The following is a 16,473-nucleotide window of genomic DNA, read 5'->3' as shown; positions in this document are numbered from 1 at the left end:
CTGATCGTGCAGTTCAGCTGAGGTTGTCGATGAACTCGAAGAGTTCGTGATCGTCCGCGGTGTCGAGATGGTCGGCGTCGCCGCTCGGATCGACCGCACCGGCGTCCCTGCCTTCGAGTTCACGCAGCAGGGCGGACAATGTGGTCGCCAGCGACGACCGGTCGGCGGCCGACAGTTCCGTGGAGGCGACGCTGCGGCCCAGCGCTTCCACGTCCGCCGCGATCCGTTTCGCGGGATCCTCCACCGGAGCGATCACCTGACGCAGATAGCCGGCCAGTTCCCGCGGACTCGGGTAGTCGAACATCGCGGTCGAGGGCACCGGGACGCCCGCGGCCGATTTCAACCGGTTGCGGAATTCCATGACACCGAGCGAGTCGAATCCGATGTCGGTGAAGGGTTTGTCCGCGGCGATGGACTCGATGTCACTTCCGAGCACCGCCGCCGCCTCGGCGCGTACCAGATCGAGGACGACGCGGTCCTGCTCGGCGGTCGGCAAGCCCGCCAGGCGGTGCACCGGCTCGGATGTGCCGGCCCCCGCGTTCTCGGCTCGGCGCCGGCTGGGTCCCAGCAGGTCGCGCATGATCGGACGCGGATCGTGCTCGGCGATCTCCGAGAGCGCGACCCGGGCCGCGACGAACGCCGCACGACTGTCGGACAGGGCGGCATCGAACAGGGCCATGCCCTCTTGCTCGCTCAACGGCGGGAAACCCTCCCGCCGCAACCGGGCGAAGTCGGCGTCACCGAGCGCCCGAGTCATACCGGTGTCCGCCTGCCACGGGCCCCAGGCGATCGAGGTCGCGGGCAGACCGTGCACGCGCCGGTGCTGGGCCAGCGCGTCCAGGAACATGTTCGCCGCAGCGTAATTCGCTTGTCCCGCATTGCCGATCACACCCGCGATCGACGAATACAACACGAACATCGACAGATCCGCATCACGCGTCGCCGCATGCAGGTTCCACGCCGCGTCCACCTTCGGCCGCAACACTTCCGCGACCTGCTCCGCCGTCATGTTCTCCAGGAGCGCGTCGGCCAGTACCCCTGCCGCGTGCACGACGCCGGTCAACGGATGCTCCGGTGGGATCGCCGCCAGTACCGCGTCCAGCGAATCCCGGTCCGCGGCGTCACAGGCGACCACGTCCACCTGCGCGCCGAGGCCGACGAGTTCGTCGCGCAACTCCGTGGCACCGGGCGTGCCCGGGCCGCGTCTGCTGGCCAGGACCAATCTGCGCACCCCGTACTCGGTGACCAGATGCCGCGCAGCCAACGCACCCAGACCACCCGTACCACCGGTGATCAACACCGTGCCCTCAGCCCGCAACGACCTCGGCACGGTCAACACGTTCTTGCCGATATGCCGAGCCTGACTCATGAATCGCAACGCCTCGGGAAGTTTCCGCACGTCCCATGCGGTCAGTGGAGACGCGGTGAGCACACCCGCCTCGAAGAGGTCGACTACGCGGACCAAGATCTCATGCAGCCGGTCGGGGTCCACGTCCATGAGCATGAACCCGCTGTAGGCGACTCCGGGGTGTTCGGTGGCGACCTGGGCTGGATCACGCCGATCCAGCATGCCCATTTCGACGAACCGGCCTCCCGGCCGGAGCAACCGCAACGACGCGTCCACGAACTCACCCGCCAACGAATCCAGCACCACATCGACACCACGCCCACCGGTCAGCGCGCCGAACTTCCCCTCGAACTCCAACGACCGCGAATCACCGATCTCCTCATCGCCGAAACCCAACCCTCGCAACACATCCCACTTCGGCCGACTCGCCGTCACCAGCAACCGCGCACCCAACCACCGCCCCACCTGCACCGCGGCCATGCCCACCCCACCAGTCGCGGCATGCACCAACACCGTCTCCCCGGCCTGCGTCCCGGCCACATCCACCAACCCGTAGAACGCCGTCGCGAACACCGCGGGCACCGCCGCCGCCTCCGCGAACGACCAGCCCGCAGGCATTCGCACCACCAACCGGCAATCAACCACCACCAACGACCCCACACCCGTCAAGAACCCGAAAACCCGGTCACCGGGCACGACTTCGGACACACCGGCCCCCACCTCGACCACCACACCCGCGCCCTCCACACCCAGCACAGCATCCGGGTCGGGGTAAGTGCCGAGCGCGACCAGCACATCCCGGAAGTTCAGGCCGACCGCCATCGTGCGCACCCGAATCTGCCCCGGAGCCAGCGGCGCCCGGGCGTCCCGGAGTTCACGCAGACCGAAGTTGTCCGCACCGAGCGTGCCTTTCCCGATCGGCGCGAGTTCCCATTCCCGATGGTCGGCGGGTCCGGCGGCGCGCAGTAGCTCCGCGCCGCGCAGGCCGGCGTGCCCGGCCCGGTGCAGTCGCGGTGCGTGCGGGACTCCGCCGCGGACGGCGAGTTGCGGTTCGGCCTCCAGCGCCAGCGCCGATACGACACTGTGCCGCAGGCGATCCCACTCGTCGACGTCGACGAGGGCGAGCCGGTCCGGGTGTTCGCTCTGAGCGGTGCGCAGCAACCCCCACGCGGCGGCCGCCGCCGGATCCACGGACTCTCCGGCGTGGACGGCCACCGCCCGCCGGGTCACTACGGCAACGCGGCCTTCCCGCGCCAGCAATTCCCGCAGGCGCGACGCCGTCTCGGTCACCACCGCGCGCACGGTCGCGGGCAGCTCTCCCCCGTCGACGTCGGTTTCGACCCGGGCCACCGTGATGTCCCGGCCCGCGAGGTGCACGGTCTCGAGGTCACCGGCGACGCCCCAGACTCCGGTGGCGCTCGGTTCTGCCACAGGCAGAGCTGTCCAGTCGAGTTCGTAGCCGACTGCGCGGTGCCGCACCGAGGTGAACGCGCCGGTCGCGAGACTGCGCAGGCTCAGCGCACCGATTTCGGCCACCAGCCGTCCCGAGGTGTCGGTGAGGGTCACCGCGATCCGGGTTTCTCCCGCCGCCGAGCCGGACACGGCGGCATGAACCCGCACCGTGGTGGCTCCGGCGGCATGCAATCCGACGTCTTCCCAGGAGTACGGCACAGTCACCGCACCGGCCACCGGCTCGGGCGCCAGCCCACCGACCAGAACCGAGTGCAGCGCCGCGTCCAGCAGCGCCGGATGCAGGCCGTACCCGCCGGCCTGGCTGCGCGCGGACTCGGGCAGCACGACCTCGGCGAAGACTTCGCCGTCGCCGCGCCACAGCGCGGTCAGCCCACGGAAAGCCGGGCCGTACGCATAGCCGAGTTCGTCCAGATCCGCATAGGCGCCGGCGAGATCAAGCGCGGTCGCACCGGACGGCGGCCGGCTCGCCCCCGCCGTGGCGGCCGACGGGCCATCCGCCTGCGCGGTCACCGTCGCGGTCGCGTGACGCGTCCACGGAGCGTCGGCATCGGGCTCCGCACCGGCGCGCGACCGCGAATACACCGTGACCGCCCGCGCACCGGATTCGTCCGGGCCACCGGCGACCACCCGCAACTCGATCGCACCGGCGGCGGGCACCGGCAGGGGCGCCTCGATCACCAGCTCGGACACCGCCGGGCAGGCCAGGACCGTGCCGACGTGCAGGACGAGTTCGACGAAAGCGGCGCCGGGGAACACGACCGCCCCGCCGACCGCGTGATCGGCCAGCCACGGATGATCCGCTGCGGACAATCGCCCGGTGAACACGACATCCGGCGAGTCCGGCAACCGCACCAGAGCACCCAGCAGTGGATGACCCGCGTCGTCCAGACCCGAGTGCGCGACGTCCGCCACCCGGACCGGCGGCAACCAGTACCGCTGCCGCTCGAAGGCGTACGTGGGCAACGCTACCCGCGTGATCGCACGGCCCGTGAACAACGGCGTCCAGTTCACCGGCACACCTCCGGCGGCGGACTCCGCCAGCGCGATCACGAACCGGTCCGGCTCGTCGGTCGAGCGCCGAGCGGCCGCGACCACGATCGACTCCGCTTCCGCCGCGGGCATTTCGGCCAGACACTGCCGGACCATCGCCGCCAGCACGGCATCCGGGCCGACCTCGAGGAACCGCCGGACGCCGTCGTCGATCAGGGTCGCGATGCCGGGCGCGAACCGGACACACCCGCGTATCTGGGCCACCCAGTAGTCCGGATCGGTCACTTCGGCGTCGACCAGAGCGCCCGACACATTCGACACGATCGGGACGGAAGGCCGATGGTATGTCAAACCTTCTGCTACTCGCCGGAATTCGCCGAGCATCGGATCCATCGCCGCCGAATGGAACGCGTGACTCACCCGCAGCCGCGAGGCCCGCACATTCGCCGCGGCCAGCCGATCGGCGATCGCGCCGATCGCGGTGGCCGCCCCGGAGAACACCACCGATCCCGGCCCGTTCACCGCCGCGATCGAGACCGGGCTCGCGAACTCGCCGAGCACGTCCACCGCCCTGTCCTCGGGCATCGCCGCGGCCAGCATCGCGCCGTCGCCGGGCAGTGCGCCCATCAACCGCCCGCGCGCCACCACCAGCGCGCACGCGTCCGGCAGCGACCACACTCCGGCGAGGTAGGCGGCGGTCAGTTCGCCGATCGAATGTCCGATGAGCACGTCCGGAACGACGCCGAACGATTCCAGCAGCCGGAACAGCGCCACCTCGAACGCGAACAAGGCGGGCTGGGTGAACTCGGTCCGATCCAGCAGCCCGGCGCCGTCCGGATCGAAGACCAACTCCCGCAGCGACCGGCCGAGCATCGGATCGATGTGGGCGCACAGTTCGTCGAAGGCCGTGGCGAACACACCGAACGCCGCGTACAGACCGGCGCCCATCCCGGCGCGCTGCGCGCCCTGACCGGTGAACAGGAACGCGGTGCGGCCGGTCGTGTTCGCCTTCGCCGCGATCGCGCCCGGGGTACCGGCGGCCAATTCCGCCAGCCCGGCGAGCAGTTCGTCCCGGCCCCGGCCGACGACGGCGCCACGCCACGGCAGCTGTGCGCGGGAGGTTATCAGCGCATGCGCGGTGTCCCACAGGGCGGCGTCGGGATGGTGGATCGACCACTGCCGCAGCCGCTCGGCCTGCGCTCGCAGCCCCGACTCGGAGTCGGCCGACACCAGCCAGGGCACGGCCGTCTCGAGGGGAGGCCCGGCAGCGGGCACGACCGGCGCCGGTGCGGGCGCCTCTTCCAGGATGGCGTGCGCGTTGGTGCCGCTGACACCGAACGACGAGACGCCCGCTCGACGCACCCGGTCACCGGACGGCCACGGCTGCGGCTCGGTCAGCAACCGCACGTCACCCGCCGACCAGTCCACGTGCGGGCTCGGCTCGTCCGCGTGCAGTGTCTTCGGCAGGGTCTCGTGCCGCAGCGCCTGCACCATCTTGATCACGCCACCGACACCCGCGGCGGCGATGGTGTGGCCGAGATTGGATTTGACCGACCCGATGAACAGCGGGCGACCGGCGCGGTCGCGCCCGTAGGCGTTGACGAGGGCAGTGGCCTCGATCGGATCGCCCAGCGTCGTGCCGGTTCCGTGCGCCTCCACCGCGTCCACGTCCGCGGGTGTGAGCCCCGCGTCGGCCAGCGCCGCGGCGATCACCCGCTCCTGGGACGGACCGTTCGGCGCGGTCAGGCCATTGCTCGCACCGTCCTGGTTGACCGCGCTGCCGCGAACCAGAGCGAGAACAGGGTGCCCGAGCCGCTGGGCATCGGACAACCGTTCGAGCACGAGCACCCCGACGCCCTCGGCGAAACCGACGCCGTCGGCGTCCGCGGAGAACGATTTGCAACGTCCGTCGGGCGCCAGGCCGCGCTGGCGCGCGAAGTCGACGTACAGATACGGATCCGCCGCGACCGTCACGCCGCTCGCCAGCGCCAGCGAAGTCTCTCCGTTGCGCAGCGCCCGGGTGGCCTGATGCAAGGCGACCAGCGACGACGAGCACGCGGTGTCCACGGTGACGGCGGGACCTTCGAAACCGAAGACGTAGGCGACCCGGCCGGAGATCACGCTGTGGGTGGTGCCGGTGAGACGGTAGCCCTCCAGGTCTCCGGTGATCCGGTCACCGTAACCGGATGAGCACGCTCCGGCGAACACCCCGGTATCGCTGCCGCGCAACGCGGCCGGGTCGATACCGGCGTCCTCCAGCGCCTCCCAGGTCGCTTCCAGCAGCAGGCGCTGCTGGGGATCCATGGCGGACGCCTCCCGGGGACCGATGCCGAAGAAAGCGGCATCGAAATCTCCCGCGCCGGACAGGAATCCCCCGCGCCGGGTGTAGGAGGTACCCGGTTTGTCGGGATCCGCGTCGAACAGTCGCGCCAGATCCCAGCCGCGGTCGGCGGGGAAGTCTCCGCTGGCGTCCGTGCCGGCGGCCAGCAGTTCCCAGAGGCTCTCCGGTGAGGTGACTCCGCCGGGGAAGCGGCAGCTCATGCCCACGATGGCGATCGGTTCGTCGACCGGTCGGTTGCGCCGGGGCGCCTGCTCGGCGGGTTCGGAGGCGCCGTCGGGCATAGCCAGGGACCGCACCAGTTTCGCCATCGCGGTCGCGGTCGGGTGATCGAAGACCAGCGTCGACGGCAACTGGAGGCCGGTCGCTTCGGACAGCCTGTTGCGGAATTCCATGACACCGAGTGAGTCGAATCCGATCTCGCGGAACGGTGTATCCGCCGGGATCGACTCCGCGCCGGTATGCCCCAGCACCGCAGCGGCCTGGGCGCGGATGAGGTCGAGCACGACGCGGTCCTGCTCCGCGGCGGAATGACCCGCCAGCCGCGCGGCCAATTCCGGACGTTGCGCCACGTCATCGGCGACCCGGCGGCGGGACGGCCGCGCCAGATCACCGGTCAGCGCGCGTGGTTTCGTCTCCGCCAGGGCGTCGCGGTCGACGCGGACGGCCACGAACCCGGACGCGCCACTCGCGAGCGCGGCGTCGAACAGGGCCATGCCCTCTCGCTCGCCCAACGGCGGGAAACCCTCCCGCCGCAACCGGGCGATGTCGGCATCGCCGAGCGCGCTCGTCATGCCGGTGCTGCGATCCCACAACCCCCACGCGATCGAGGTCGCGGGCAGACCGCGCACATGCCGGTGCTGGGCCAGCGCGTCCAGGAACATGTTCGCCGCAGCGTAATTCGCTTGTCCCGCATTGCCGATCACACCCGCGATCGACGAATACAACACGAACATGGACAGATCCGCATCACGCGTCGCCGCGTGCAGGTTCCACGCCGCGTCCACCTTCGGCCGCAACACTTCCGCGATCCGCTCCGCCGTCAGGTCGGTGAACAGACCGTCAGCCAGCACACCCGCGGCGTGGACTACGCCGGTCAGGGGATGCTCGGACGGGATCGCCGCGAGCGTCGCCGCGAGGGCGTCCCGGTCCGCCGCGTCACAGGCGACGACCTCCACGTGCGCACCGGCGGCCACGAGTTCCTCACGCAGTTCGGCCGCACCGGGCGTGTCCGGGCCGCGTCTGCTGGCCAGGACCAATCTGCGCACCCCGTACTCGGTGACCAGATGCCGCGCAGCCAACGCACCCAGACCACCCGTACCACCGGTGATCAACACCGTGCCCTCAGCCCGCAACGACCTCGGCACGGTCAACACGTTCTTGCCGATATGCCGAGCCTGACTCATGAATCGCAACGCCTCCGGCGCCTGCCGCAGATCCCATGCGGTCAGCGGGGACGACTTCAAGGTTCCGGTCTCGAACAGCTCCACGACCGTGGTCAGGATCTCCCGCAGCCGTTCCGGCGCCACGTCCAGCAGGACGAAACTCTCGTACCGCACTCCGGGGTGTTCGGCGGCTACTCGCTCGGGGTCACGGCGATCCAGCAAACCCATCTCCACGAAGCGGCCACCGGGCGCCAACAACCGCAACGACGCGTCGACGAACTCGTCCGCCAACGAATCCAGCACCACATCGACACCACGCCCACCGGTCAGCGCGCCGAACTTCTCCTCGAAATCGAGCGATCGCGAATCACCGATCTCCTCATCGCCGAAACCCGACCCTCGCAACACATCCCACTTCGGCCGGCTCGCCGTCACCAGCAACCGCGCACCCAACCACCGCCCCACCTGCACCGCGGCCATGCCCACCCCACCAGTCGCGGCATGCACCAACACCGTCTCCCCGGCCTGCGTCCCGGCCACGTCTACCAACCCGTAGAACGCCGTCGCGAACACCGCGGGCACCGCCGCCGCCTCCGCGAACGACCACCCCGCGGGAATCGGTACCAGCAACCGGGAATCAGTCACCGCGAGCGACCCCACACCCGTCAAGAACCCGAAAACCCGTTCACCGACGGCGAGTTCCGTCACCCCTGCGCCGACCTCGACCACCACACCCGCACCTTCCACACCCAGCACAGCGTCCGGGTCGGGGTACATTCCCAACGCGATGAGCGCGTCGCGGAAGTTGAGACCGACCGCCCGCACCGCCACCCGGACCTCGCCGGGGCCGAGCGGCCGCAATGCCTCCGGCGTCTCCAGCAACGTCAGGTTGTCGCCGGACAAGGTGCCCTTGCCGTGGTGGATCAGCGCCCACGCCTGCTCCCGCGTCGCCACACTCGCGTTCCCGACCTCGCCCGCGGCCCGGTGCAGGCGCGCGACGTGCGGGATGCCACGGCGAACGGCGAACTGCGGTTCGGAGCTCGTGGTGATCGCGAGGGCGACATCGTGCCGGTAACCGGCCCAGTCGTCGACGTCGACCAGGAGGATCCGATCCGGATGCTCGCGCTGAACGGTGCGCAGCAAGCCCCACGCCGCTCCCGCGGCCGGATCGACCGGCTCGCCGGGGTGCGCCGCCACGGCCCGGCGGGTGACCACGACGATGGTGTCTTCCCGATCCAGCAGCCGCTGGAGCCGGGTGGTCGCCGCGGTCACCACATCTCGCACCGATTCCGGCACGTCGCGGTCCCCGGTCTCGTCCAGCCGGATCACCGTCGCCGCCCGGCCCGCGAGATGGACGGTCTCGCTCTCCTCGGCGTCGCTCCAGACTCCGGTGTCCGCGATCGTGCCGGGCTCGGGCAAGGCGATCCACTCCACCCGGTAGCCGAGTCCCTCGCTGCGCGGCCGGGACCGTCCGAGTGCCGCGACCGGGATCGGGCGCATGGTCAACGCGCCCACTTCGGCAACCGGCAGACCCGATGCGTCGGTGAGCGTGACCGCGATCCGCTCGGCTGCGGCCGTGACGCCGACTACGGCCGCGTGGACCCGCACTGTGGTCGCTCCCGTCGCGGACAACTTGACGTTCTCCCACGAGAACGGGACCGCGACCGTCCCTTCCGGCACGTCGGATACGAGCCCGCCCAGCAGGATCGAATGCAGCGCCGCGTCCAGCAGAGCCGGATGCACCCCGAATCCGGCGGCCCCGGCGCGGGCGGACTCCGGCAGTGTCACTTCGGCGAAGACTTCGCCGTCACCGCGCCACAGTGCGGTCAGCCCTTGGAACACCGGACCGTAGTCGTAGCCGCGTTCGGCCAGATCCGCGTAGGCACCGGCGAGATCGATGGCGGGCACACCGGCCGGTAGCGCGGCGGCCACAGCCGGGCCCACGGCGTCCGCTTCCGCGGTAATGGGGGCGGAGGTAATGGTGGCGGAGACGTGGCGGACCCACTGCGGTGCGCCCGCGCTCTCGTCGGCCGCCCCGCGCGCGGCGTGAGACGTCCCGTCCGACCGCGAATACACCGACACCGAGCGGGTGCCCTTCTCGTCCGGAGCGGCGGCCACCACTCGCAGTTCGACCGCTCCCGTCGACGGGACCATCAGGGGCGCCTCGAGCGCCAGTTCGGACAACAGCGCGCATTCGACCACCGCGCCGACATGCAGGACGAGCTCCACGAAGGCGGCGCCGGGCAGCACGGCCACGCCCGCGACCGCGTGATCGGACAGCCACGGATACGCCGAACGCGACAGCCTGCCGGTGAACACCGCCTCGTCGCTGTCCGGCAGCCGCACCATCGCCGCCAGCAAGGGATGCGCCGCCTCGTCCAGGCCCGACTGCCGCAGATCCGGCGCACCGCCCGGCGCCAGCCAGTGCCGCCGGTGCTCGAACGCGTACCTCGGCAGGTCCACCCGGGTGGCGACGGGCGCCGACACGTGCCCCGCCAGTTCGATACCGGCGCAGTGGGCGCGGGCCAGCGCGAGCGCGAGCTGCCGCGGCCCGCCATGTTCGCGTTTCAAGGTGCCCAGGACGGCCACCCGATCGGACGCGCCCATGGCGTCCGCCGTCAACTCGATCCCGACCGTGAGGACCGGGTGCGGGCTGACCTCGATGAAAGCGTTCACCCCCGCTCGCTGCAGCGCTTCGACCGACTCGGCGAACCGGACGGGCTCGCGCAGGCCGCGATACCAGTAGGCGGCGTCCAGCAGCGCCGTGTCGACATAGTCCGCGGTCACCGTCGAGAAGAACGGCACGGAACCGGATTGCGGCGCGACCTCGGCCAGCTCCGCCAGGATCCGTTCGCGGATGGACTCCACCGCGGCCGAATGCGACGCGTAGTCCACCGGAATCCGTCTCGCCCACACGCTGTCGGCCGCGCAGGCCGCCAGGAATTCGTCCACGGCCGTGGTCTCACCCGAGACCACGGTCTGCGCCGGGCCGTTCACCGCCGCCACGGACAAACGGTTCCCGAACCCGGTCAACCGGTCCGCAACCGCGTCCGCCGCCAGACCGACCGACGCCATGCCGCCGGCTCCCGCCAGTTCCTCGGCCACGATCCGGGACCGCACGGCAACCACACGCGCACCGTCGGCGAGCGAAAGCCCGCCCGCGACCACGGCCGCCGCGATCTCCCCCTGCGAATGTCCCACGACCGCGGCGGGTTCCACCCCGCTCGTCCGCCACACTCGCGCCAGCGACACCAGCACCGCGAAAAGCGCGGGCTGCACCACGTCCACCCGGTCCAACGATGCCGCGCCCGGCTCTCCGCGCAGCACCGCGGTCAGCGACCAGTCCACGAACGGCGCCAGCGCCGCCTCGCATTCCGCGATCGACTCCGCGAAGACCTCGTGTGTGGCGAGCAGTTCGGCGCCCATCGCGGGCCACTGACTACCTTGTCCTGGGAAAACGAACGCCACCCTGCGCGCTGCGGCCCGGCCGGTCACCACGGCGTCGCCGTCGGCGCTCGCGGATGCGGCCAGGCTCGCGAGCCCCGACCGCAGATCATCGAGGTCGCGCCCGACGACCGCGGCGCGGAACTCCAGCTGCGCGCGATGCCGCAGCAGGGTGTGCGCCACATCGTCCGCGTGCACGTCGTCGCACTCCGTCAGCCATTCGGTGAGCCGAAGTGCCTGCGCGCGCAGCGCCTCCTGGGTGCGTGCCGTCACGGTCCACGTCCGGACGCTCCGATCACCGCAATCGTCCGAGACACCGGCGCTTCCGGCCGGAACCACCGACGGCGGCGCCTCCTCCAGGATCAGGTGCGCGTTGGTCCCGCTCATCCCGAACGACGACACCCCGGCCCGACGCACCCGGTCGCCGGCCGGCCAGGGCTCCGGCTCGCTCAGCAGCCGCACGGACCGCGCCGACCAGTCCACATGCGGGCTCGGCGCATCGAGATGCAGTGTCTTCGGCAGCATTTCGTGCCGCAACGCCTGCACCATCTTGATCACACCGCCGACGCCCGCGGCCGCGACGGCATGGCCGATGTTCGATTTCACCGATCCGATGCGCAGCGGTTGCGCCCGCTCGGCGCCGTAGGCCGCGATGAGCGCCTGCGCCTCGATCGGATCCCCTAGGGCGGTGCCGGTTCCGTGCGCCTCCACCGCGTCCACCTCGGCCGGGGTCAGCCCCGCGTCGGCCAGCGCCGCGGCGATCACCCGCTCCTGCGACGGACCGTTCGGCGCGGTCAGGCCGTTGCTCGCACCGTCCTGGTTGATCGCGCTACCGCGCACGACCGCCAGGACCCGGTGCCCGAGGCGGCGGGCGTCGGCGAGGCGCTCGACCACGAGCACGCCGACGCCCTCGGACCAGGTGACGCCGTCGGCCGCGGCGGAGAACGGCTTGCACCGCGCGTCCGCCGCCAGCCCTCGCTGGCGCGCGAAGTCGACGAACAGCGCCGGACTCGCCGAGATGCTCACGCCACCGGCCAGCGCGAGGGAGGTCTCGCCCTGTCGCAGCGCCTGACACGCCAGATGCAGCGAGACCAGCGACGAGGAGCACGCGGTGTCGACCGTGACGGCGGGACCTTCCAGGCCGAAGGCGTAGGCCACGCGGCCGGAGATCACGCTGTGCGAGGTCCCGGTCAGCCGGAAACCTTCGTACTCCCCGGTCACGCCCTCCGCGTAACCCGAGGCGCAGGCGCCGACGTACACGCCGGTGTCCGTACCGCGCAGCGCGGCGGGATCCATGCCCGCGTCCTCCAGAGCTTCCCAGGCGACCTCCAGCATCAGCCGCTGCTGCGGGTCCATCGCCGCCGCCTCGCGCGGGCCGATGCCGAAGAACCCGGGATCGAAATCCGCTGCTGCGGAAAGGAATCCGCCTTCCCGGATATAGACCGTGCCCGGCTGAGCCGGATCGGGATGGAACAGCCGCTCCAGGTCCCAGCCACGGTCTTCGGGGAACGGCGTGATCGCGTCGGTTCCGGACGCGACGAGATGCCACAGATCCTCGGCCGATCCGACACCGCCGGGGAAGCGGCAGCCGATGCCGACGATGGCGATCGGCTCGTCCGATCGGGTGCGGCGCGCGGCGCGCGGCGCGGCGGGATCCACGCCTTCGAGGCGCGCGCGCACCAGCCGCGCCACCGCGGTGGGTGTCGGGTGATCGAACATCAGCGTCGCGGGCAGTGCCAGTCCGGTGGCGGCGGCCAGCCGGTCGCGCAGCTGGACTCCGCTCAGCGAGTCGAATCCGAAGGCCGTGAACGGCAAGTCGGCGGGAACGGCTTCGGGTGACTCGTAGCCGAGTATCGCGGCGGTCTGCTCGGCGACGACCCGCCACACCAGCGCATCGCGTTCCGGCTCGGGCGCGGCGCGCAGTCGCGGCGCCAGCGGGCCTTCCACGGTGGCACGCCTCCTGCGCGCCGGAGCGGGCGCGGGCGCCGTGGACTCCCCCACCCGGTCCACCATGCGCATCCCCAGCGAGCCGAGTTCCAGGACGGGCTCACCGTCCTCGGATACGGCTGTCACGCGTACGGTGTCCGCACCGATCAGCTCGATCCGCACCCGGGCCGCGGCGACCCCGGTGCGATACAGCCGAGCGCCGGTGACGGAGGACGGCATCGGCGTGCCGGCGTCGTCGGCGAGCAGATCCGTCGCGGCGTGCGTCATGGCATCGAGCAGCGCGGGATGGATGCCGAACCGGCCCGGATCGCCCACCGACTCGTCCAGCGACACTTCGGCGAACGCCTCGCGACCGCGTCGCCAGGACGCCGTGACTCCCTGGAACGCCACGCCGTAGCCGAGCCCACGGCCGGTCAGCCGGTCGTACAGCCCTTCGGCGGTCACGGGCTCGAACCCGGTCGGGGGCCATTCGACGCCCGGCCGGGCGGAGGTCTCGTCGTGGTCCGCGGCCAGCACGCCCTGCGCGCACCGGGACCACTTCGCAGCGGCGGCGTCGGTGGCGGGCCGGGCGTGGACGGTGAAGGACCGCCGCCCGCTCTCGTCGGCGGCCGCGACGCGCACCTGGATCGCCCACGGCAGGTCCGCCGGGAGCGGCGCCTCGCTCCGCAATTCCTCGATCCGCGCAGCGCCCACCCGAGCGCCGACGCTCCATGCGGCCTCGAGCCACACCGCCGCGGGCACCGTGGGAGCGCCGAAGACGAGGTGATCCGCCAGCCATCGCTGGCTGTCCGGGGCCAGGAGCCCGGTGAACAGCCATTCGTCGCGCTCGGCCACCGGCACCGCCGCACTCAGCATCGGATGGTCCGGCGCGAGCAGCCCCGCGCGGCGCAGATCCGCGGCACCCGCGCCGACCTCCGGTGTCCAGCACCGGCGGCGCTGAAACGCGTAGACCGGCAGGTCGACTCGCGCGGCGAGCGGAGCCAGTTCCGCCGCCACCGCGTCGATGCCCGCGCAGTAGGCCCGGGCCGACGCGGCAGCGAACTCCTCGGGTCCCCCGTGACCGCGCCGCAGTGTGCCGCACACCGCCACCCGATCGGCCGCGCCCAGCGCCTCGGCCACCAGTTCGATCGCCGAGGCAACCACCGGATGCGGGCTCGTCTCCACGAACGCCGTCATCTCCGCGCGCAGCAGCGCCTCGATCGACTCGGCGAAGCGCACCTGCTCGCGCAACCCGCGATACCAGTACGCCGCGTCCAGCCCGGCCGTGTCCACGAACTCGGCCGTCACCGTCGAGAAGAACGGAACAGCACCCGTTTTCGGCTGGATCGGCGCCAGGTCGGCCAGGACCCGATCGCGAAGGCGTTCCACCGCCGCCGAATGCGACGCGTAGTCAACCGGAATGCGTTTCGCCCAGACCCCCTCGGCCGCGCACTCGGCGAGGAACTGCTCGATGGCGTCGGCCGCGCCGGACACCACGGTCTGGCCCGGAGCGTTCACCGCAGCCACCGACAACCGGCCGCCGAAGGCGGCCAACCGTTCCGCGACCGCGTCGCCCGGCAAACCGATCGACGCCATACCGCCCGAGCCCGCCAGCAGTTCCGCGACCGCGCGCGAGCGCAGGGCCACCACGCGCGCCCCGTCCTCCAGCGACAAGCCACCGGCCACCACCGCCGCCGCGATCTCGCCCTGCGAGTGTCCCACCACGGCGGACGGGCGCACACCGGCGGCCTGCCACCGCCGCGCCAGCGACACCAGCATCGCGAACAGCACCGGCTGCACCACGTCCACGCGATCCAGCGAGCCCGCTCCCGGCGTCCCGCGCAGCACCTCGGTCAACGACCAGTCCACGAACGGAGCCAGCGCCGCCTCGCATTCCGCGATCGACGCCGCGAAGATCTGATCGGACGCCAGCAGTCCGGCGCCCATGCCCACCCATTGGCTGCCCTGCCCCGGGAACACGAACACCACCCGGCGCGACGCGGCGCGGCCGGACACCATCGTGGGATCGCCGACGCCCGGATCGGGCGCCTGCTCGGCAAGGGTGGCGAGCCCGGCACTCATCCGCTCGGCGCCGGACCCCACCACCGCCGCCCGCCACTCCAGCGGCGTCCGGGTGTGGGCGAGCGAGTACGCCACCTCGGCGATATCGGCCCCCGGGTTCTCCGTCAGCCACTCCCGCAGACGAACTGCCTGCTGCCGCAACGCTTCCCGGGTCCGTGCCGACAGGACCCATACCGCGGGCCGTGGCTCGGCGGCGGCCGCCACGGCCGTCGCCGCGGGCGCTTCCTCGAGGATCACGTGCGCGTTCGTTCCCCCCATCCCGAACGACGACACACCGGCACGGCGCAGCGCGTCGCTCGTCCATGGCTGCGTGCTGGTCTGCACCCGCAACCCCAGCTCGTCCAGTGGGATCCGGGGATTGGGGTTGCGGAAGTTCAAGCTGGGCGCCAGCTGCCGGTGCCGTAGGCACAGTGCGGTCTTGATCAACCCCGCGATTCCCGCGGCGCCTTCGAGATGCCCGATATTGGTCTTGACCGAACCCACGGCCAGCGGCTGCCCGGCCGGACGGCCCGCGCCGTAGATTTCGCCGAGCGCCGCCGCCTCCACCGGGTCGCCCGCGGGCGTGCCCGTGCCGTGCAACTCCACGTACTGCACCGAGGGGCCGTCGACCCCGGCCGCCGTCAGCGCGGCCCGGATGACGGCGGCCTGGGCAGCGGCGCTGGGCGCGCTCAGCACCTGCCGTTCGTTGCCGTTGTTGACGGCGCTGCCACGGATCACGGCGTAGATCCGGTGTCCCGCGGCGATCGCTCGCTCCACCGGCTCGAGCACGATCATGCCGCCGCCCTCACCGCGGACCGTACCGTCGGCCCGGTCGTCGAAGGTGTGGCACTTCCCCGTCGCCGAATGCGCGCCGAACTGTTCGTATCGTTCGCCGCTCAACGGGGACAGGATGAGATTCAACCCGCCCGCCACGGCCACGTCGCACTCGCCGCCGCGGATCGCCTCGCAGGCCAGGTGCACCGCGACCAAGGAGGAGGACTGCCCGCTGTCGACGACCATGCTCGGCCCGGTGAACCCGTAGTAGTTCGAGATCCGGTTGGCGGTGACCCCTCGTCCGACGGCCCACAGCGAGTGCCTGCCGACGCCGGGTATGCCCTGTGCTGCCACGATCTCGGCGAAATCGGTGCCGGTGCACCCCAGGAACACGCCCGCCCGCGCACTCGCCCCGAGCCCGAGACCGGCGTCCTCCAGAGCTTCCCAGCTGAGTTCGAGCCCGAGCAGTTGATGCGGGTCGAGGGCATTCGCCTCGTTCGGGGGGACCCCGAAGAATCCGGCGTCGTATTCCGTAGCCGAGTCCAGGAATCCCGCGGTCTCCTCGACACCGGGCCGGTCGGCGGACGCGGACCCGACGGCATCGCGGCCCTCGCGCAGCAGTCGCCAGAACTTCTCCAGGTCGGACGCGCCCGGCATGCGGCACGACATTCCGACGATAGCGATATCACTCGCTGCTTCGACCATGAGATTTCCTCTGTCTCGCCTCTTCGATG

General features: G+C 71.5%; 1 protein-coding gene. It reads right to left on the bottom strand.

What is annotated here, in order from left to right; all coding sequences use genetic code 11:
- Window positions 1–13: 13 nt before the first annotated feature.
- Window positions 14–16,444: a type I polyketide synthase gene (locus NNI01S_RS36225; RefSeq protein ID WP_063024566.1), complete on the bottom strand. Its 16,431-nt coding sequence runs from the start codon at window positions 16,442–16,444 to the stop codon at window positions 14–16.
- Between the last annotated feature and the right edge of the window lie 29 nt (window positions 16,445–16,473).

The sequence above is a fragment of the Nocardia niwae NBRC 108934 = DSM 45340 genome (assembly GCF_001613465.1).
Lineage (GTDB): Bacteria > Actinomycetota > Actinomycetes > Mycobacteriales > Mycobacteriaceae > Nocardia > Nocardia niwae.
This window is presented reverse-complemented; position numbering and strand designations above follow the sequence as displayed.